This is a genomic window from Nonomuraea longispora (assembly GCF_004348345.1).
In the GTDB taxonomy this organism is placed as follows: Bacteria; Actinomycetota; Actinomycetes; order Streptosporangiales; family Streptosporangiaceae; genus Nonomuraea; species Nonomuraea longispora.
Map to the genome: position 1 here is coordinate 1 of NZ_SMJZ01000086.1, position 19,617 is coordinate 19,617.

The 19,617-nt window shown below is 72.5% G+C and carries 18 protein-coding genes; 7 read left to right on the forward strand and 11 right to left on the reverse strand.

The genetic code is table 11. The annotated features are described in order from the left end of the window. Positions 1 to 29: 29 nt before the first annotated feature. Positions 30 to 1,097, forward strand: coding sequence for a C45 family autoproteolytic acyltransferase/hydrolase (locus tag E1267_RS22345; RefSeq protein WP_132334547.1), 1,068 nt, complete (start codon positions 30 to 32; stop codon positions 1,095 to 1,097). Positions 1,098 to 1,108: 11 nt separating this feature from the next. Here the strand turns inward: E1267_RS22345 and E1267_RS22350 are convergent, their stop codons facing one another. Then, positions 1,109 to 2,272: an acyl-CoA dehydrogenase family protein gene (locus E1267_RS22350; protein WP_132334549.1), complete on the reverse strand. Its 1,164-nt coding sequence runs from the start codon at positions 2,270 to 2,272 to the stop codon at positions 1,109 to 1,111. Positions 2,273 to 2,336: 64 nt separating this feature from the next. Here E1267_RS22350 and E1267_RS22355 point away from each other — a divergent pair, with 64 nt between their 5' ends. From E1267_RS22355 to E1267_RS22365, 3 genes are read left to right on the forward strand one after another with little or no spacing between them, the layout of a single operon-like run. Continuing rightward, a complete protein-coding gene (locus E1267_RS22355; protein ID WP_220449611.1) occupies positions 2,337 to 3,770 on the forward strand; it encodes an aldehyde dehydrogenase family protein in 1,434 nt (477 codons plus the stop codon). Further along, on the forward strand, positions 3,767 to 4,921 hold the full coding sequence (locus tag E1267_RS22360) for a CaiB/BaiF CoA transferase family protein (RefSeq protein ID WP_132334553.1): 1,155 nt from the start codon (positions 3,767 to 3,769) through the stop codon (positions 4,919 to 4,921). Before E1267_RS22355 ends, E1267_RS22360 begins: the two co-directional genes overlap by 4 nt. After that, positions 4,918 to 5,586 (forward strand): GntR family transcriptional regulator, encoded by a 669-nt coding sequence (locus tag E1267_RS22365; RefSeq protein ID WP_132334555.1) that lies wholly within the window; start codon positions 4,918 to 4,920, stop codon positions 5,584 to 5,586. The genes E1267_RS22360 and E1267_RS22365 overlap by 4 nt, the downstream gene beginning before the upstream one ends. A 4-nt stretch (positions 5,587 to 5,590) precedes the next feature. Here E1267_RS22365 and E1267_RS22370 read toward each other — a convergent pair whose 3' ends face one another. The 4 genes from E1267_RS22370 to E1267_RS22385 all read right to left on the reverse strand — a co-directional run bounded on the left by E1267_RS22370 (position 5,591) and on the right by E1267_RS22385 (position 10,401). Then, positions 5,591 to 6,010 carry a hypothetical protein gene (locus E1267_RS22370; RefSeq protein WP_132334557.1) on the reverse strand — a complete coding sequence of 140 codons (420 nt, stop codon included), beginning with the start codon at positions 6,008 to 6,010 and terminating at the stop codon, positions 5,591 to 5,593. Beyond that, the gene (locus E1267_RS22375) at positions 6,010 to 6,702 is read right to left on the reverse strand and encodes a TetR/AcrR family transcriptional regulator (protein WP_132334559.1); all 693 of its coding nucleotides are present in this window, start codon (positions 6,700 to 6,702) and stop codon (positions 6,010 to 6,012) included. The genes E1267_RS22370 and E1267_RS22375 overlap by 1 nt, the downstream gene beginning before the upstream one ends. A gap of 76 nt (positions 6,703 to 6,778) precedes the next feature. After that, entirely contained in the window at positions 6,779 to 8,560 is a 1,782-nt protein-coding gene (locus E1267_RS22380; protein ID WP_132334561.1) for an ABC transporter ATP-binding protein, read from the reverse strand. Next, the gene (locus E1267_RS22385; protein WP_220449612.1) at positions 8,557 to 10,401 is read right to left on the reverse strand and encodes an ABC transporter ATP-binding protein; all 1,845 of its coding nucleotides are present in this window, start codon (positions 10,399 to 10,401) and stop codon (positions 8,557 to 8,559) included. The genes E1267_RS22380 and E1267_RS22385 overlap by 4 nt, the downstream gene beginning before the upstream one ends. Before the next feature lie 209 nt (positions 10,402 to 10,610). On the opposite strand from E1267_RS22385, the gene E1267_RS22390 reads away from it, so the two are divergent. Continuing rightward, positions 10,611 to 12,638 (forward strand): glycoside hydrolase family 71 protein, encoded by a 2,028-nt coding sequence (locus E1267_RS22390; protein ID WP_132334563.1) that lies wholly within the window; start codon positions 10,611 to 10,613, stop codon positions 12,636 to 12,638. Between the two features lie 38 nt (positions 12,639 to 12,676). On the opposite strand, the gene E1267_RS22395 is transcribed toward E1267_RS22390, so the two are convergent. Genes E1267_RS22395 through E1267_RS22410 form a run of 4 tightly spaced genes read right to left on the reverse strand, consistent with a single transcriptional unit; the run spans position 12,677 to position 16,355 of the window. After that, on the reverse strand, positions 12,677 to 13,468 hold the full coding sequence (locus E1267_RS22395) for an alpha/beta hydrolase (RefSeq protein WP_132334593.1): 792 nt from the start codon (positions 13,466 to 13,468) through the stop codon (positions 12,677 to 12,679). Positions 13,469 to 13,507: 39 nt separating this feature from the next. Continuing rightward, positions 13,508 to 14,713 carry a metal-dependent hydrolase family protein gene (locus E1267_RS22400; RefSeq protein WP_132334565.1) on the reverse strand — a complete coding sequence of 402 codons (1,206 nt, stop codon included), beginning with the start codon at positions 14,711 to 14,713 and terminating at the stop codon, positions 13,508 to 13,510. Beyond that, a complete protein-coding gene (locus E1267_RS22405; protein WP_132334567.1) occupies positions 14,710 to 14,985 on the reverse strand; it encodes a hypothetical protein in 276 nt (91 codons plus the stop codon). Before E1267_RS22405 ends, E1267_RS22400 begins: the two co-directional genes overlap by 4 nt. After that, positions 14,982 to 16,355, reverse strand: a complete 1,374-nt coding sequence (locus E1267_RS22410) for an MFS transporter (RefSeq protein ID WP_132334569.1) — start codon at positions 16,353 to 16,355, stop codon at positions 14,982 to 14,984. The genes E1267_RS22405 and E1267_RS22410 overlap by 4 nt, the downstream gene beginning before the upstream one ends. Positions 16,356 to 16,496: 141 nt before the next feature. On the opposite strand from E1267_RS22410, the gene E1267_RS22415 reads away from it, so the two are divergent. Then, positions 16,497 to 17,381, forward strand: a complete 885-nt coding sequence (locus tag E1267_RS22415) for a MurR/RpiR family transcriptional regulator (protein ID WP_132334571.1) — start codon at positions 16,497 to 16,499, stop codon at positions 17,379 to 17,381. A gap of 34 nt (positions 17,382 to 17,415) precedes the next feature. Here the strand turns inward: E1267_RS22415 and E1267_RS22420 are convergent, their stop codons facing one another. Together E1267_RS22420 and E1267_RS22425 are read right to left on the reverse strand one after the other, a co-directional pair. After that, positions 17,416 to 17,967 carry a hypothetical protein gene (locus tag E1267_RS22420; RefSeq protein WP_246064136.1) on the reverse strand — a complete coding sequence of 184 codons (552 nt, stop codon included), beginning with the start codon at positions 17,965 to 17,967 and terminating at the stop codon, positions 17,416 to 17,418. 47 nt (positions 17,968 to 18,014) lie between these two features. After that, a complete protein-coding gene (locus tag E1267_RS22425) occupies positions 18,015 to 18,365 on the reverse strand; it encodes a winged helix-turn-helix transcriptional regulator (RefSeq protein WP_132334573.1) in 351 nt (116 codons plus the stop codon). A gap of 102 nt (positions 18,366 to 18,467) precedes the next feature. Between E1267_RS22425 and E1267_RS22430 the strand changes: the two genes are divergently transcribed. Further along, positions 18,468 to 19,574 (forward strand): NAD(P)/FAD-dependent oxidoreductase, encoded by a 1,107-nt coding sequence (locus E1267_RS22430; RefSeq protein WP_132334575.1) that lies wholly within the window; start codon positions 18,468 to 18,470, stop codon positions 19,572 to 19,574. Positions 19,575 to 19,617: the final 43 nt, after the last annotated feature.

Below are 19,617 nucleotides of genomic sequence, written 5' to 3' on the forward strand. Positions count from 1 at the left end.
GGCGGAGGGACAGGGTTGAGGGTCAGATCATGACATTTCCTACTTTTACGTCAAGCCAGAGCGAACCCCACGCACGCGGCGAGGAGCTCGGGTCCCGCCGCCGCGCGGCCATCGCCGCCAACCTCGATGGCTACACCGACCTGTTCAAGGTCGCGGGCGCCACCCCCGAGCAGGTCCGCGCGTGGGGCGAGCAGGCGCTCGACCGCAGCGCCGCGTGGGCGCCCCGGCTGGCCGACGAGATGGCCGGGATCGCGTCAGGGGCCGGGTTGGAGCCGTGGCAGGTCGCCGTGGTCAACGCCAGGACCGAGATCCTGGCCGCCGTCCACGCGAGCGGCGAGGGGGAGTGCTCGACCTCCGTCGTGCTGCCGGGTCCCGGCCTGCCGCCGCGTACGGTGCAGACCTGGGACTGGCACGACCACCTGCGCGACGCCCCCATGTTGTGGGAGCTGGAGCCCCGCCCGGGGCACGTCGTGCGCACGTTCACCGAGGCGGGGGCGCTGGCCAAGATCGGGGTGAACACGGCGGGCCTGGGCGTGCACTTCAACATCCTGCGCCACGACGCCGACACCGCCGAGGTGGGCGTGCCCGTGCACCTGATCGCTCGCCGCATCCTGGAGGAGGCGGCCACCGTCGAGGAGGCCGCCGCGATCGCCCGTTCGGCCACGGTCTCGGCCTCCACCGTCATCACCGCCGTGACCGGCGCGGGCGCGGGCGCGATCGAGATCTCGCCGGCCGGCGTCGCGGTCGTTCCGCCGGACTCCGGCGGGGTCCTGATGCACTGCAACCACTTCCTCGACCCGGCGCTGGCCGAGGGGGAGCGGCACGCCACGAAGCGGCCCGGCACCTACGCCCGCCTGCGGCACCTGCGCGACCACGCCGTTGAGCTCGGCGGCGACGACCTCACCGAACGTGCGCTCGCCATGCTCAGCCACGAGCCGCAGGGCGCGCCCGTGTGCGCCCATCCCGACCTGTCGCAGCCGATCGACCAGCGCTGGGAGACGCTGGCCACGATCGCGCTCGACCTGACGGCGGGGCGGCTGCGGGTGCACCAGGGCGGGCCCTGCCGGGTCACCGAGGCGACCTGGCAGACGTTCTGACCACCGGCCCGTCAGCTGAACGCGCCGATCCCGGTGAGCGCCTTCCCGAGCACCAGCGTGTGGATCTCCGACGTGCCCTCGTAGGTCAGCACGGACTCCAGGTTCACGGAGTGCCTGATCACCGGGTATTCGAGGGTGACGCCGTTCGCTCCGAGCAGCGTGCGGCACTTCCTGGCGATCTCCAGGGCCTCGCGCACGTTGTTCAGCTTGCCGGCGCTCACCTGCTCGGGGGTGAGCGTGCCGGCCTCCTTCAGCCGCCCGAGGTGCACCGCGAGCAGCAGGCCCTTGCCCAGCTCCAGCGCCATGTCGGCGAGCTTCTCCTGGGTGAGCTGGAAGGAGGCGAGCGGCCTGGCGAACACCTCGCGGTCGCCCGCGTACGCGAGCGTGGTCTCCAGGCAGTCGAGCGCGGCCCCCATCGAGCCGAACACGATCCCGAACCGCGCCTCGTTCAGGCAGCCCAGCGGCCCGGACAGGCCTCTGGCGCCCGGCAGCATCGCCTCGGCCGGCAGTCGCACGCCGTCGAGCACCAGCTCGCTGGTCACGCTGGCGCGCAGCGAGATCTTGTGCTTGACGTCGTTCAGGGTGAAGCCGGGCGTGCCCGCGGGGACCAGGAAACCCCTGACGCCCTCGTCGGTGCGGGCCCAGACCACCGCGACGTCCGACACGGAGCCGTTGGTGATCCACATCTTGGTGCCGTTCAGCACCCAGTCGCCGCCCTCGCGCTTGGCCGTGGTGCGCATGCCCGAGGGGTCGGAGCCGAAGTCGGGCTCGGTCAGGCCGAAGCAGCCGATGCGCTCCCCGGCCGCCATCGCGGGCAGCCACTCCTGCTTCTGGTCCTCGCTGCCGTACTTCCAGATCGCGTACATGGCCAGCGACCCCTGCACCGACACCAGGCTGCGCAGCCCGGAGTCGGCCGCCTCAAGCTCCAGGCAGGCCAGCCCGTACGACACCGCGCCCATGCCCGCGCAGCCGTAGCCGTCGAGGTGCATGCCGAGCACGCCGACCGAGCCCAGCGTGCGCGCCAGCTCGCGCGCGGGCAGTTCCCCGTCCTCGAACCAGCGGGCGACGTGCGGCCTGATCTCCCGGTCGCAGACGCGCCTGACCGTGGTCCTGATCTCGCGTTCCTCCTCGGTCAGCAGCGTGTCGAGGGCGAACAGCTCGGTGGGTGCGATCATGACCTCTCCATATTTTGGATCCAATATTGAAAATCCAATATGCCACGGTTAGGGTGCGTTGACCATGGACGTTCTGAATCTCATCGACGGCCGCTGGGTCGAGGGGGACGGCGTGGAGTTCGCCGACACCAACCCGGCGCGACCGGGCGAAGTGGTGGCACACGGGCGCTTCGTCTCCGGCTCCGAGGTCGAGCGCGCGGTGGCCGCAGCCAGGAGAGCCGCACCCGGCTGGGCGGCCACCCCCCACCACACCCGCGCCGCCGTGCTCACCGCCGCCGCCGGCCTCGTGGACGCCGCCGCCGACGCGTGGGGCGCCGAACTGGCCCGCGAGGAGGGCAAGACGCTGCCCGAGGCGGTCGCCGAAGTGCGCGGCGCGGCCCGCATCCTGCGCTACCACGCCGCCGAGGCCGACCGGGAGAACGGTGAGGTCTACGCCTCCCCGCGCCCCGGCGAGAACGTGCTCGTCGTCCGCAGGCCGATCGGCGTCGCCGGCCTCATCACGCCGTTCAACTTCCCCATCGCCATCCCCGCCTGGAAGATCGGCCCCGCGCTCAGCCACGGCAACACCGTCGTGTGGAAGCCATCCTCGCTGGTGCCGCTGCTCGCCTACCGGCTGGCGCGGGCGCTGACCGAGGCCGGCCTGCCCGACGGCGTCCTCAACCTCGTGTACGGCGAGGCCGCCGCGGGCTCCGCCATCGTCGGCCACCCCGGCGTGGACGCCGTGTCGTTCACCGGCTCCACGGCGGTCGGCCGGGCGGTCATCGCCCGCTGCGGCGAACTCGGCAAACCCCTGCAGACGGAGATGGGCGGCAAGAACGCCTCCATCGTGCTCGCCGACGCCGACCTCGACCACGCCGCCGAGCAGGTGTGCCTGGGCGCGTTCCGGTCCACCGGGCAGAAGTGCACGGCCACCTCGCGGCTCATCGTCGACTCCCTCGTGGCCGACGACCTGCTCGACCGGGTGGCCGAACGCGCCGCGCGGCTGGTCGTCGGCGACCCCATGGAAACCGGCGTCGACATGGGCCCCCTCGTCAGCGCGGCCGCCCGCGACCGGGTGAACGACGGCGTGACCCGGGCCGTCGGCGAGGGCGCGAGGCCGCTGGCCGGCGCGGAACCGCACCCCGGCGAGGGATGGTTCGCGCCGCCGACCGTGCTCGACCTGCCGGGCACCGGCGTGGACTTCTGGCGCAGCGAACTGTTCGGGCCCGTCGTCGGAGCCGTACGCGCGTCCGGCGCGGAGGAGGCGCTCGGCCTGGCGAACCTCAGCGACCACGGGCTGTCGGCCGCGATCTTCACCCGCGACCTGGGCGTCGCGCTGTCCGCCGTGGACCGGGTGGAGGTCGGCGTGCTGCACATCAACTCCGAGTCGGCGGGGACGTTCCCGCACGTGCCGTTCGGCGGGCTCAAGCAGAGCGGCTTCGGGCCCAAGGAGCAGGGACGGGCGGCCAGGGACTTCTTCACCCGGACGGTGACCGTCTACCTCGGGGCGCCGGCGTGAGCGGAGGGGCGCTGTCCGGGCTGCTGGTGGCCGACTTCAGCCGCGTCCTGGCCGGCCCCTACGCCACGATGCTGCTGGCCGACCTGGGCGCGGAGGTCGTCAAGGTGGAGCGGCCGGGCACGGGGGACGACACCCGCGCCTGGGGGCCGCCGTACGCGCCCGGCGGGCAGGCGACGTACTTCCTCGGCGTCAACCGCAACAAACGCTCGATCGCCCTCGACCTCAGGGACGAGGCGGACCTCCAGGTGGCGCGGGCGCTGGCCGTGCGGGCCGACGTGCTGGTCGAGAACTTCAGGCCGGGCACGATGGACCGGCTCGGGCTCGGCCATGACGCGCTGCGGGCGCTCAATCCCGGGCTGGTGTACTGCTCGATCACCGGGTTCGGGTCGGGCGCGGGGGCCGGGCTGCCGGGGTACGACCTGATCGCGCAGGCCGTGGGCGGCTTGATGAGCGTCACGGGAGAGCCGGACGGGCCCGGCACCAAGGCGGGCGTGGCCCTGGTGGACGTCATCACCGGCCTGCACGCCGCCCTCGGCATCCTCGCCGCCCTCCGCCACCGCGACCACACCGGCGAAGGGGGCCACCTCACCGGAAGCGGGCAGCGGGTCGAGGTGTCGTTGCTCTCCTCCCTCCTGTCGGCCCTGACCAACCACTCCTCCGCCTACGCCGCCGCCGGCGTGGTGCCGAAGGCCATGGGCAACCGGCATCCCAGCATCGTCCCGTACGAGGTGTTCCAGGCCGCCGACCGCCCGCTGGTGATCGCGGCCGGGAACGACCGCCAGTTCCAGGCGCTCTGCGCGGTGCTCGACCGTCCCGGCCTGGCCGCGGACCCCCGGTACGCCACCAACGCGGGCAGGGTCGCCGCCCGCGACGAGCTCGTCGCCGCGCTCGACGACGCCCTGGGCGAACGTCCGGCGGACGAGTGGTTCGAGTTGCTCACGGCCGCCGGGGTGCCCTGCGGCCCGATCAACGACCTGGCCACCGCGTTCGCCCTCGCCGAGGAGCTGGGCCTGGAGCCGTCCGTACGGCTCGACGGGGCCGGCCAGGTCGCGTCCCCCGTACGCCTCAGCGCCACCCCGCCCTCCTACCGCCGGCCGCCGCCGGAGCTCGGGCAGGACGACGCCTGGGTTCGTGAGATATTGGGGCCGTGAATCCGGACGGGGCAGGGCGGAGGCCACCGACGGCCCAGCAGTTCGTGCTGGCCGAGTTGCGCCGCGCCATCACGACCGGCCGCCTGCGCCCCGGCGCCCCCATCAGGCAGGACGCGCTGGCGGAGGAGCTCCAGGTCAGCCGGGTGCCGCTGCGCGAGGCGCTCAAGACGCTGGAGGGCGAGGGCCTGGTCACCCACCAGGCGCACAAGGGCTACTGCGTCGCGACGCTCTCGCTCGACGACCTGCGCGAGGTCTACCGCATCCGGGAGCTGCTGGAGGAGGAGGCCGTGCGGCGGGCCGTGGTTCGTCTCACCGACGCCGACCTCGACCGGCTGGAGGCCGTCCAGGGCGACGTCGAACGGGCCGCGGCGGCGGGTGACGTGCTCGCCATGGCCACGGCCAACCGGGTGTTCCACATGACGTTGTTCGACTGCGCGGGCATGCCCCGGCTGGCCCGGCTGATCAGGACGTTGTGGGACTCGACGGACGCCTACCGGTCGATGTACTACGGCGACGGCGGCAACCGCGAGCGGGTGGTCAAGGAGCACCGGGCCACGCTCGACGCCCTCCGCCGCCGCGCCGCCGACGAGGCGGTCGCCACCCTCAACGTCCACCGCGACCACGCGGTCACCGAGCTGCGGTCCCTGCTCCCCGCGTCACCCTGACCCGCTACTCGGGGTGCTCCCATGTCTCCCGCTGGCCGGGGTCGAGCTCGATCGGCGGCATGTGCAGCAGGTGCAGGTGCGCCATCTCCACCAGTTCCTCCGGGGTGACGTCGGGCAGGGCGTCGTAGTCCCCGCGGGACACGTCGAGGGTGAAGCTGCCTCCCGAGCCGTCGTCCAGGACAACGGTGACCAGGCAGCGGTACACCCCCGACCCTTCGGTGCCGAAGACCACCGCGAACAGGGACCGGATCCGGCCGCGGTGCTCGGACATCCAGCCCGGCCGGCCGACGGCGGACCGGCCCTGATCGCGGGCGGTCCGCGCGAGCCTGTCATAGTCGGCCAGGGACGGCTTCTTGATGTCGCCCCGGCCGCCGGGCGAGTAGAGGTCGAGGCGCGGCCACTTCCGGCGCCTGAAAAGACGCATCAGCCGCTCCTGGGCGCGAGGCTCGCGGCGACGCCGTCGAGCACCAGTTCCAGCTTGCGGTCGAACCACGTCGCGGCCGGGTCGGTGAGCGCGCGCCGCATGATGGGAGCCACCTCCGCCCCCACCGCCTCGGCCCAGGCGTCGGCCGTGTTGTCGCGCACGATGCCCCGGCCGGTCGGCGCGTCGAGCTGCTTGCCCCTGCTGAACACGTCGATCGTCAGGTCGAAGACGGTGTCGACGGCGAGGAAGGCGTTCTCGGCCGTGAAGCCGTAGCCGATCAGGCTGCGCACCGACGCGCCGAAGCGGCGCATCACCTCCTCGGGGAAGCGGGTGAGCCTGAGGAACTCCTTGACCAGCCCCGGATGCCGTTCCAGCACGCGCCAGACCGCGGCGGCCTGCGCCTCCAGGTCGGGGCGCCACTCGCCGGCCGGCTCCGGCCAGGGGGCGGCGGCGACGGCCCGGTCGATCGCCACCATGACGAGTTCCTCGCGGTCGGCGACGTGGCGGTAGAGGGCCGAGTGGGCGACCTGGAGCCGGTCGGCGACGGTGGCCAGGGTGAGGTTGTCGAAGCCGACCGCGAGGGCGGCGTCGGCGATGGCGGGCCTGGTGATGCGCGGGGGACGGCCGCGCGGGCGGCCGCGTACGCGCCACTCCCGCCCGGTGACGCCGTGGCCTGTCTGCTCGCCGCCCATCACGCTCCCCGGTCGTCGCCCATGCGCCTGCCCGCCCGTCGCACGAGCACGTCGTGGTGCGGGCCGCCCGACGGACTCATGCGGGCTGGGTCAGTCGCCAGCCGCGGGCACGCCTGCGTTCGGTCCAGAACGCAGCGTACCGGCCGTCGAGATCGAGCAGTTCCTGGTGGGTGCCGCGTTCCACGACGGCGCCGTCCTCCAGCATGACGATCTGGTCGGCGGCGGCGATCGTGGTCAGGCGGTGCGCGATGACCAGCAGGGTGCGGTCGCGGGCGAGCGTGGCGAGCGCGTCGATCAGGGCTGACTCGTTCTCGGGGTCGAGCGCGGCCGTGGCCTCGTCGAGCAGCACGATCGGGGCGTCCTTCAGCATGGCGCGGGCGATGGACACCCGCTGCCGCTCGCCGCCCGACAACGTCGCGCCGGCCTCGCCGATCCTGGCCTGCCAGCCGCCGGGCAGGCGTTCGGCGATCTCGTCGACCCGGGCCAGCCGGCCCGCCTCGCGCACCTCCTCGTCGGTGGCCTCGGGACGGCCGAGCCTGATGTTGTCCTCCAGGGTGCCCTCGAACAGGTAGACGTCCTGGAACACGATCGACAGCTGCGCCATCAGGTCTTCGGGCGTGTAGTCGCGCACGTCGTTGCCGGACACCCGCACCGCACCCGCGTCGGCGTCCCAGAAGCGGGCGATGAGCCGGGTGAGCGTGGTCTTGCCGGAGCCCGAAGGACCGACCAGGGCGGTCACGGTGCGGGGTGCGACGGTGAAGCTCACGTCACGCAGCACGGGGCGTTCGGCGTAGGAGAAGCCGACGTCGTCCAGCTCGATCGACGGCTCGCCCGGCCGCGCCCTGCCAGTCGCCGGGCCAGTCGCCGGGCCAGTCTCCGGGCCGGTCGCCGGGCCGGTCGCCGGGCCGGCGACCGGCAGCGGCGGGGTGTCGAGCACCGCCTTGACCCGGCGCAGGCTGCCGCGCGCCATCCGCAGCTCGCCGCCGACGTCGGCGGCGGCGAGCAGCGGCTCGGTGAACCGCACGGCCAGCACCAGCACCCCGACCAGCTCCGGTACGTCCACCGCGCCGCCGAGCGCCAGCGAGCAGCCCACGATGAGGATCGCGGTGAAGGCGAGCTGTACGGTGAGCGCGACCGTGCCCAGCCCTGGCAGCGTGGTGCGCAGCAGCCGGCGCAGCGTGCTGCGCTGCCGCGCCAGCGCGTCGTCGAGCAGGTCGTAGCCGTCCGCGGTGCGCCCGAACGCCCGCAGCGAGGGCTGTTGCCTGGCGAACTCCACCACCCGGTCGGCCCCCTCGGCGCCCGCGTCGTCCATCGCGGTGTCGCTCCGCTGCACCAGGCTCTGCGTCCACCGGAACGCCAGCCACAGGAACGGCGCCGTGAGCAGGGCCGCCAGCCCGAGCCGCCAGTCGAAGACGAACATGCACACCAGCACGGTCGCGGGCGCCGCCACCGCGCTCACCACGACCTGCAGCAGGTGGGCGGGCACGCTCATGACGTCCATGACGCCCTTGCCGACGAGCTGGCCGAGCCGCCCGACGCGGTCGGCGCTGAACCAGCCGACCGGCAGCCCGGCCACGTGGTCGCCGAGCCGGTGGTAGAGGGTGCGCAGGGCGGCCAGGCCGACCGCGTAGCCGTACTGGGCCTGCACGTAGGAGGCGACGGCGGTGGCCGCGACCACGACGGCGAACGCGGCCAGCCACGGGCCGACCGCCTCCCCCGACAGCAGCGCTCGCAGCACCGGCACCAGCATGGCGAACGACAGGCCCTGCAGGACGCCGTACACGGTCATCGCGAGCAGGCTGCGGCGCAGGCGCGCGCCGTGTTCCTGGCCGAGCACGGCCCCCAGCTCTCCGATCATCTCCTGGTCCAATCCCGCTCGTCGTCGCGTACGTGCGCCGCCCACATCCGGGCGTAGAGCCCGCCGGCGGCGAGCAGCTGGTCGTGGGTGCCGCGTTCGGTGATCCGGCCGCCGTCGAGCACGGCGATCTGGTCGGCGCCGGTGATGGTGCTGAGCCGGTGCGCGATGACCAGCAGCGTGCGCCCGGCCACCAGCGTGGACAGGGCGTCCTGGATGGCCGACTCCGACTCGGGGTCGGCGAAGGCGGTGGCCTCGTCCAGCACTAGGATCGGTGCGTCGGCCAGCAGCGCGCGGGCGATCGCGACGCGCTGGGCCTCGCCGCCCGACAGGTGGGTGTCCTCGCCGATCACGGAGTCGTAGCCGCGCGGCAGCTCCGTGATCCGGTCGTGGATCTGGGCGGCGCGGGCCATGCGCTCGATCTCCTCGCGTTCCGCTTCCGGGCGGCCGAGCGCGATGTTGTCCGCCACGGACGTGCGCAGCAGCTGCACGTCCTGGAGGACGAAGCCGACGTGGTGGTAGAGCTCCGCGGAGCCGATGGCGCGTACGTCGGCGCCGCCGACCAGGATCTCTCCTTCGCCGGGGTCGTAGAAGCGGGGCAGCAGCTTGGCCAGCGTGGACTTGCCGGAGCCGGACGGCCCGACGAGCGCGGTGACGGTGCCCGGCTCCAGCGAGAGGCTCACCTTGCGCAGCACCGGGGTCGCGCCGTCGTAGGAGAACGACACGTCGCGGAAGCCGACCGCGTGGCCGATCGGGCGCGTCGGGGTCTCGGGCTCCGGCAGCGGCGGCGTGTCGAGCAGCGCGGCCACCCGCCCCGCGGACTCGGCCGCGCTCCTCAGCCGCATGGAGCCCATGTCGAGGGCCAGGAACGGCGCGGTCAGCGCCACGCCGACCAGCACGAACGGCAGCACGTCGACCGGCGCGATCCAGCCGTTGGCGGCGAACACCGCCCCACCGGCGGCCGACACCAGCAGCATGGCCGGCGGCGAGATGAACGCCATGGACAGGCCGCTGAGCCGCAGCATGGGGCGCACCCAGGCGGCGAAGAAGTCGGCGAAGTCGTCGGCGGCCTCGGCGAAGCGCCGGTAGGAGCGCCGGGTCTGGCCGAACGTCTTGATCACGGCGATGCCCTGCACGAACTCGACCACGGCCGAGCTGATCCTGCTGTTGGCCTCGCTCCAGCGCCGCATCTGCTCGTCGTAGCCGCGCATCATGATCGCGAACGCGGCGGCGAACAACGGCACCGGGATGAGAACGACGAGGGTGAGCCGCCAGTCGACGTACAGCAGGTAGGCCAGCGCCGCGAGGGGTGTCACCACGGCCGCGAGCAGGTCGAGGGCCGCGTGCGCCACCAGGTGGTGCATCTCCCTGACGTCGTCCTGGAGCACCTTCTTGACGTGGCCGGAGTTGCGCTCGCCGAACCAGCCGAGCGGCACCCGCGACAGGTGGGCGGCCATCCGGCGGCGCAGGTGGAGCTGGAGGTCGGCGTCGGCGAAGTGGGTGATCGCGCCGGCGACCCCGAACGAGAGGAACCTGACCAGCAGGCCGGCGACGGCCAGGGCGGCGATCGGCCAGACCCGGCCGGCGCCGCCGGCTCCCGGGCTGAGCAGCACGCGGGCCAGCTCGGCCACGCACACGAAGGGGACGAGCGCCGAGACCGCGTACACGACCTGGAACGCGGCGGCGGTGATGAGCCGTGGCCTGATGGGGGCGAGCAGCGCGATGAGCGCGGCGCGGCCGGGGGCGGGCTTGTCGCCGCCGTCCGGCGCGGGCGCCGCGGGGGCGGCCGTCTCGGCGGTGATGGTCATGGGATGGGCCTCCAGCGGTTCGCGGGGTGCCCTCATTTTGTTACAGGCTGTCTTGAATAGGCAAGGGGGCCCTAACCATGATCGGGGTGGTCAGGGGTGGGGGCGTCCAGCGCCTTGTGATCATGCGCTGACCAGGTGTGATTTATGGACAGTTATCGCGTTCCATTTAGGAAAGTCATCGCGACGCGCCCACCGTTGGCCTTACCTTGTCGATCGCCAACTGACACGAACCTCAGAGGAGGCCCATGTTCACCCAGCATCGACGGGTGGGATTCACCGCGGTGATCGCCGTCGCCCTGTCACTCGGCACGGCGTCCGCGGCGGCGTCCGCGCATTCCTTACCCGTGCGCTCCTTACCCGCGCACACGTCGTCGACCGCGTTATCCGCCAAGACCGCCGCCATGGCGGAAACGGTCACCATCCCCGCCACGGACGACCTGTTCGTCAGCCAGGCCGAGCCCTCCAAAAGCTTCGGCACCGCGACGTGGATGTCCGTCTGCGGCGCCACCTGCGGCGGCACATCCTCCGCGCAGCGGCTCGCGCTCACCCGCTTCAAGGTCTCCGGCATCCCCGCCGACGCCACGAACGTCAAGGCCACCCTTGCGGTCACCTCCGCCAGGACGACGAGCACGAAGGTGTCCGCCCGCACGGTCACCGGCGACTGGACGGAGAGCGGGACCACCTGGAAGGACCGGCCGGAGACCGGCGGCGCGATCGCCTCACGCAGCGGCTTCACCGAGGGCCGCAAGGCCGAGCTGGACGTCTCGTCCGCCGTCACCGGCAACGGCGCCTACTCCTTCGCCCTCACCGGGACCGACGAGACGACGACGGTCCTGTTCTCCTCGCGCGAGACGGGCGACCGCGGTCCCAAGCTGACCGTCACCTACACCACCGGCACGTCCGCGCCCTGCGCCGCGCTGCCCTTCGACAAGCCCTCGGTCTCCGCGCTGCGCTCCTCCGCCAAGAAGGCGTTCGGGTTCTACTTCCCGCCCTTCCCCCTGTCGATCGACAACAAGGACCCCGCGAAGGACCAGTACGCCTCCTGGCTCGACCCCGACGGCTCCGGCGGCACCTACAAGGACCGGGGCGGCCTGCACAGGGACCGTCCGCTGACCCGCCCCGTACGGCCCGAGTCGCACTGGCGCAGGCTCGACTTCGAGGTGGAGGTGCGCCAGGCCATCGCGCAGGGCCTCGACGGGTTCATCTACGAGCACCACACCTCCAGCGACCAGCGCTGGAACCACCTGCCCGAGCTGCTGGACGCGGCCAGGAACGTGGACCCCGGCTTCAAGATCATGCTCAGCCCGGACTTCCCGACGGAGGAGGGCGCGTCCGTCTCGAAGGTGGTTTCCGACGTCCTCCTGGTCAAGGGCCATCCGTCGCTGTACACGCAGCCGGACGGCAGCGTGCTGCTCGCGCCGTACCACGGCGACCGCCAGCCGCCCGCCTGGTGGCAGAAGGTACGCGACCAGCTGTCCGCCAAGGGCATGAAGACCTCGCTGCTGATGATGTTCAACTACTGGAACGGCAGCGGTAAGACCCAGTGGGACGACCACGTCGTCGGCTACTCCTCCTGGGGAGCCAACCGGCCCGAGGTGACGGACGCGTTCCGCCGCGCCTCCGAGGCCACCCACCAGCGCGGCCTGACGTACATGGCCCCGATCGGGTTCGAGGACACCAGGTCCAAGGAGCTGCACTACTGGGAGGCGCAGAACAGCACCACCCTGCGCGGCTCGTGGAAGGCCGCGATCGACGGCAAGGCCGACTGGGTGCAGCTCGTCACCTGGAACGACTACGGCGAGTCGCAGCAGGCGCCCTCCAAGGTGCGCGGCAATGTGCTGGCCGACGTGAACACGTACTACACGACGTGGCTCAAGACGGGCAAGGCTCCCGCGATCGTCCGCGACGGCCTCTACTACTTCCACCGCAGCCACAAGGCCGGCGCACCGTACGACACGAGCAAGCAGACGGCCGGGAAGTTCACGATCCCGGCGGGTCCCGGACCGGTCGACGACGTTGAGTTGCTGGCCTTCGTCAAGGAGCCGGGCAAGCTGGTCATCAAGCAGGGCTCCGACGTGAAGACCAAGGAGGTCACCAGCGCGGGCGTGGTGTCGTTCAAGGCGCCGATGGTGCCGGGCACGACGCCGGTCTTCGAGCTCCAGCGTGACGGCGGGACCGTCCAGACTCTGAAGAGCAAGACGCCGATCAAGGCGAGCGTCACGTACCAGGACATGATCTACCACGCGGGCGGCGGCACCGCCTGCTCCGGCTAGGCACGCACGGTTGTCCTGGCGCGCACGCCGCGCCGGGACTACCGCCGCCGGACCTGCCCGGCCAGCTCCACCACGGCGCCGATGAGGTCCTGGCCGGCCAGCAGGGCCAGGTCGTTGTGCCCGGCGCCGGGCACCTCGACGGTCGTGACGGGGCCCGCCGCCGCCTTCGCGACGGCCCTGCTCAGCCGGGGCGGCACGATCGTGTCGGCCGTGCCCCACACGACCACGGTCGGCACTCGTACGTGCGCGACGTGCTCCGTGACCGGGAACCGGTCACGGAGCAGCGCCCTGACCGGCAGGAACGGATAGGCCACCTGTCCCGCGGCGGCCAGGTCGGTGAACGGGGAACGCAGCACCAGCCCCGCCGGCGGCCGCTCGCCCGCCAGCCGGCTCACCACCGCCGCGCCCAGGCTCTCACCGAAGTAGACGACTCGCGTCTCGCCCAGGAAAGCCCGCGCCGCGAGCAGGTCGAGGTGCAGGCCCTCCTCCGTGGGCGTGCCCGGGTTGCCGCCGTAGCCGCGGTAGTCCATGAGCAGCACCGGCAGCCCGTACGCCGCCAGCGACCTGGCCAGCGGCGCCCGGTGCAGCCGGTTGCCCGCGTTGCCGCCGGCGACCAGCACGGTCACGTCGTGGTCGCCGGGCACGTACCAGGCTCCCAGCCTCAGCCCGTCGCGCGTCGTGAACGAGACGTCGCGCGCCCCGGGGATCACCTGGCCCGCCGACGGCACCCGCGTGCCGTCCGGCAGGTAGATGAGCCGCCGCTGGAAGATCCAGAGCAGCCCGAGCAGCAGGATCAGCACCGCGACGATCACCAGAGCGGTGCGCGCCATCGTCGTCACCCTGCCCACGGTACGCACCGGGCGCCGGGGTCAGGCGATCGCGCCCGCCTGCACGACGTGGCGGATGTGCCCCGGGTCGGCCAGCACGCCGGCGTCGGCGAGCGGGTCGGCGTCGAGCACCAGCAGGTCGGCGTGCGCGCCCGCGGCCAGCGTGCCGATCTCGCCCGCCAGCCCGGCCAGCTCGGCCGCGACCGTCGTGGCCGAACGCAGCACGTCGATCGGCCGCTGCACCTCGCAGCGCAGCCGGAACTCGTGGTTCTGGTGCCGGTGCATGCCTCCGAGCAGGTCGGTGCCGTAGACCAGGCGCACGCCGCCGCGGGCGGCGCGCTCCAGCGCGGCCAGCCCCGCGCCGAGCACCTCGTCGACCTTGCGCAGGCTCCCCTCCGGCAGCCCGAACGAGCGGCCCTCCTCCTTGAGCGCCCAGTACGTCACCAGTGTCGGCACGAGGAAGGCGTCGTTCCGCAGGAACAGCTCCACGCTGACGTCGTCGATCAGGTTGCCGTGCTCGATGGAGCGGATGCCCGCCTCCAGCGCCCGGTTGACGGCCCGCGCCGTGTAGGCGTGGGCGGCGACGTACCGGTTGGCGGCCTCGGCCTCCTCGACGGCGGCGCGCAGCTCGTCCATCGAGTACTGGGTCGAGTCGATCCTGTCGGTGGGGGAGGCCACGCCGCCGGAGGCCATGACCTTGATGTGGTGAGCGCCCTTGCGCAGCTCGTCGCGGGCGGCGGCGCGCACCGCGTCGGCGCCGTCGGCCACCCTGCCGAGGCCGGCGCAGCACGGGTGGTCGTCGCGCAGGTGCTCGCCCCGGCCGCGGAAGTCGGCGTGGCCGCCGGTCTGGCTCAGCCCTTTGCCGCAGAACAGCAGCCTGGGGCCGCGGACCAACCCCTCCGCCTGGGCGTCGGCGAGTCCGAAGTCCGCGCCGGACGCGTCGCGGACCGTGGTGAAGCCGCGGTCCAGCATGCCGCTCATGATGCGGGCGCTGTGCGCGGTTACGTACGACGGCGCCATGGAGCCGATGGAGCCGAGGTCGGCGGTGGAGGCAGTGACGTGCACGTGGGCGTCGATGAGGCCGGGAACGACGTGCGCGCCCGCGAGGTCGAGCACGCGGGTGCCGTCGGGCGCGGTCAGCCCGTGGCCGGTCTCGGCGATGCGGCCGTCGGCGCAGCGCAGGTCGGCCTCGGCGTACGTGCCGGTCGTCACGTCGAGCAGCAGGCCGTTGCGCAGCAGCAGGCTCATGCGCCACCTCCCTGGAGGGCCGCGCGCAGGGCGGGCACGGCGGAGGGGGCGAGCGACCGGGCGGCGTGGTACGGCTGCCCGCCCTCGACGCACTGTGCCAGCCAGCCCTGGGCGACCTCCACGCTCTTCTCGCCCCCCACCGGGTACTGCTCGGGGTGGCTGCTGTGAACGCGGCGCAGCGTGCGCCGACCGGGGATCCAGGCGAGCACCGTGAACAGCCGCGCGCCCACCTCCCGCCGCATGCTCTTCTCCAGCTCGGGGAATCCGTTCATGGGGTCGCCTCCTTGGCGGGTTCGGTCAGTTCTTCCAGCGACCGGCCGGCCGTGGCCAGTCCGAAGACGAGCACGCAGATCACCCCGGCCGCCAGCACCGCCGTGGTCAGGCCGAACACGCCGCCGAAGCCCAGGGTCGCGGCCGACAGGCCGATGATCGTGGGGGCGAGGATGCTGCCGACCCGCCCGAACGCGCTCGACAGCCCGGTGCCGGTGGCCCGGATCCAGGTGGGGAACACTTCGGGCGTGTAGGAGTAGACGCCCGCGTACGTGCCGTTGAGGAAGAACGACAACACCGCGCCGGCGAGCGTGATGGTGACGGGGGTCTCCATCTGCGACAACCAGAACGCGCTGACCGCCGCGCCGGAGAGGTAGAGCGCGATGGTGTTCTTGCGGTCGATCCGTTCCGACAACCAGGCCGCGGAGAAGTAGCCGGGGATCTGCGCCAGATAGATGATGATCGAGAACTCGAAGCTCTTGGTGACCGTGATGCCGCGCTGCACGAGCAGCGTGGGGATCCAGGAGAAGAACCCGTAGTACGAGAACGTGATCACGAACCACACCAGCCAGATGATCGCGGTGCGCCGGGCCATGGCCGGGCTCCACAGGAACCTGAGCGCGCTCCACAGGTTGACCTTGGGCGTCTGCGCGGAGGGCGCGGTGGCCGAGGCGGACACCGGCGGCAGCGGCAGGCCGGTGGCGCGCTGGACGCGGCGCTCCAGGTCGGCGACGATCCTCTCGGCCTCGGCGGCGCGGCCCTGCTGGAGCAGGAAGCGCGGCGACTCGGGCAGGGAGCGCCGCCACCACAGCAGCATCACGATGGGCACCGCCGTGAGCACCTGCGCGACCCGCCAGCCCTCGTCGACCGTCGGCACCACGAACCGCCCGATCAGCGCGGCCAGCACGAACCCGAACGAGAAGAACCCGGCCAGCGCCCCGATGAACCACCCGCGCCGCTTGGCCGGCACGAACTCTGACAGGAACGGCGCGATGATCGCGCTCTCGGCCCCGGCGCCCGCTCCTGCCAGCACCCGCGCGCCGAGGAACACCTCGTAGTTGGGGGCGAACGCGGCGACCACCGAGAAGAAGGCGTAGAAGGCGAGTGCGTACATCATCACCTTCTTGCGGCCGATGCGGTCGCCGAGCAGGCCCGCGGCCGTCGCGCCGAAGAGGAAGCCGAACGGCGTGGCGGACCCGATGACGCCGAGCTGGCCGTTGGACAGTCCCCAGGCCTCCTGCGCGCTCGGCAGGAGGAACGCGACGACGGCGCTGTCCATGCCGTCGAAGGTGTAGCCGAGCCCGCCGATCAGCAGGAGGAGGTAGTGCGGGCGGCTCAGCGGGAGTCGGTCCAGGCGGGCCAACAAGGTCATGGGACAGGTCTCTCCCCAGGTCGTGGCCGAGTAGGGCGGACGCGAAGCAACATATAGTGCGAAACGGAAGACTTGCAACACTCTTTGCATAACGGCGGCGGCGCGAACACGTAGCATGATTTCCGGCGAGGAGAGGATCACGTGACAGAGCGCGCTACGGACAGCTTCGACGACTGGCTGCGCTCACGCCTGTCCGAGCGCGGGCTGCGCGGCAAAGCCGCCGCCGTGCTGGAGGTGCTGCTCTCGCAGCCGCGCCGGGCATCGTTCGGGTCGGCCAGCGAGCTGGCCCAGCTGGCCGGGGTCAACGTGGCGACCGTGACGCGCACGGCGCAGGCGCTCGGCTTCACCGGCTGGCCCGCGCTCCAGCAGGAACTGCGCGCCCGCTACCTGTCCTCGCTCAGCGCCGGTCAGGTCGCCGCCGAGCACAGCGGCAACGGCTCGCCCAGCGCCCGGTCGCTCCGCCGCGACCTCGACAGCCTCGCGCTGCTCAACCGGCGCATGGACGAGGGGGTGCTGCTCACGATCGCCGAGGCCGTCGCCGCCGCCCGCCGCACCGTGGTCGTGGCCGACGGCAGCTACGCCGCCGTCGGGCTGGCGCTGGCGCACAACGCCCGCCTGGCGGGCTACCCCGTCACGGCCGTGACGCTGGGCGACGCCGAACTGGCCAACACCGTGGCCGCCCTCGGGCACGGCGACGTGCTGGTGGCGATCAGCTTCTGGCGGTTGTACGAGAGCACCGTGCTGGCGGCCAACGTGGCCCGCTCACGTGGCGTGCGGGTGTTCGCGGTGACGGACGCGGCCAGCCCCGCCCTGGCCGAGGCGGCCGAGGAGGTGGTGATGGTGCCCGCAGAGGGAGAGGCGTTCTTCCCGTCGCTGACGGCCGGCATGGCGGTGGCGCAGGCGCTGGTCACCCAGCTCGCCGCCGTCGACCCCGCGCGTACGGGGGCCTCCATCGAGGCGGCGGAGGCCATGTGGGCCAGGTTCGGCCTCCTGCACCGCCGCCCCGTCGCGGGCGAGCACCCCTGACCGCTGCCGCGCACCTCGCCCGCGTGGATCCTCCCTAGAGCCAGCTGGCGCGCACGCTGGTCGCCGGCTCGGCGCCGGGCGGGGTGCCGAGGTCGCCCGCGCGCACGCCGTCGAGCATCCGGCCGACCGTCTCCACGATCTCCGGCGCGCGCTCGCGAAGCCCGGCCACGTCGGCGGGGCTCGCCTCGTCACGGTCGGCCCCGGCCCGGTCGAGAACGTCTTCGAGGTCGGCGAGGCGTTCGGCCAGCCACTTCAGTGGCTCGGCGGACAACTCCCGCTCGAACACCCGCTCACCGGGCTCCCATCCGCTGGTGCCGGGGTGGTGGTGGGTGCGGTCGAAGCTGCCGGGCGTGCCGTCGACCGACTCCAGCAGGTCGACCCGCCAGATCGGCCGGTCGATGGTGATGGGCCTGGCGGAGTAGATCGACCCCTTCAGCTCGCCCGGTTCGAGACGGCGCACCTCCAGGCGCACGCCGTGCTCGGCGCTTTCCTGGCCTTTGGCGGGGTTGGGGTCGACGAAGTAGATGTCGCTCACGGCTACGCCGATCCGATCGAAGCCGAAGAGGTAGAGCACGGGGAACCACATCCTCACACTGGGGGCTCTCCGGTCACCGTACCCGCAGGGGGTGGAGGCTAGCCCTCCTCGAAGCTCAGGTGCTTCTCGGCCCACTCGGAGATCTGGTGCAGCGCGGGCATGAGCGCCTTGCCGCACTCGGTCAGCTCGTAGGAGACCGAGACGGGCGGGCCCGCGTCGACGGTGCGCGCGATCAGGCCCTCCTTGGTCAGCTCGGACAGCCGGTCGGACAGCACCGAGTCGCTGAGGCCGTCGATCGCCCGTGACAGCTCGCGGAACCCGGCGGGGCCGCTACGCAGGCTGCCGAGCACGACGGCGCTCCATCGTTTGCCGAGAATCGTGAACGCGCGGGTCAGCGCGGCGTCGCTGCGGACGCACGCGTGCGTGTCATGCGTAGATGCCGTCCCCATGCCTCCAAACTAGCGCACGCAGTGCTGCTTTGATTTTCCTAGCAAGTATGTTTAGTGTAGCCACATCTCAAGTCAGAGCAACTTCCGATCAAGGAGATGGTGATGGTGGAGAGCGCTGTTACGCGCCCGAGCGTCGTGGTCCTCGGCGGTGGCTACGGCGGTCACAAGGTGGCCAAGCTGCTCGACGACGTGGCCGAGGTGACCCTCGTGGACCCGTCGGAGTCGTTCGTGCACAACGTGGCGTCATGGCGGGCGCTGGTCGAGCCGCAGTGGCTGGACCAGATCTTCATTCCCTACAGCCGCCTGCTGGTCCACGGGCGATACCTGCGCGATCGAGCCGTGGAGGCGGACGGCCGCCGGGTGACGCTCGCCTCGGGCCGTGTCCTCGAACCCGACTATCTGGTCCTCGCGACGGGCACGTCGTACCCGTTCCCCGCCAAGATGGACGAGCCCGGCACCGAGGCGGCCAAGGCCCGGGTGCGGAACGCGCACGAGGCCCTGCGCGGCGCGGAGCGCGTGCTGCTGATCGGCGCCGGCCCGGCCGGTCTCGAACTCGCGGGGGAGATCAAGGCGTTCTTCCCCGGCAAGCACGTGACCGTCGCCGACGCGGCGCCCGACATCCTGCCGGGCCCGTTCGACCAGGAGCTCCGCGACGAGCTGCGCAAACAGCTGGACGCGATCGGTATCGAGCTCAAGCTCGGAAGCAGGCTGCGCGAGCTCCCGGGGGCGCCTCCCGCCGCCGCCGCGCCCGTCGCCATCGCCACCGAGGTGGGGGAGAAGCTGACCGCCGACATCTGGTTCCGCTGCTTCGGCGCGACGCCGCGTACGGACTACCTGCGCGGCTCACTCGCGCTCGCCCGTGACGAGCGCGGATACGTGCGGGTGGACGAGCACCTGCGCGTCCGGGGCCACGAGCGGGTCTTCGCGATCGGCGACATCGCCGACGCCGACCGCGACATGGCGGCGTTCGCCGGCGCGCAGGGCGAGCTGCTGGCGGCGAACCTCCGTACGGCGATCACCGGTGAGGGTTCGCCGTCCGCCTACGAGAGGCACCCGGCCATGATCCTCGTCCCGCTCGGACCTGAGCGCGGCGCCGGGCAACTGCCCGGGCAGGACGGCATCGTCGGCCCCGGGACGGCCGCCGAGCTCAAGGGGCGCTCCATGCTGGTCGAGCGGGCCGCCGCCCTGTTCGACGCTCATCCCGCCTGACGCTCACCTCTCGGGGAAAGCCCGCCGCAGTGACGCGCCACGA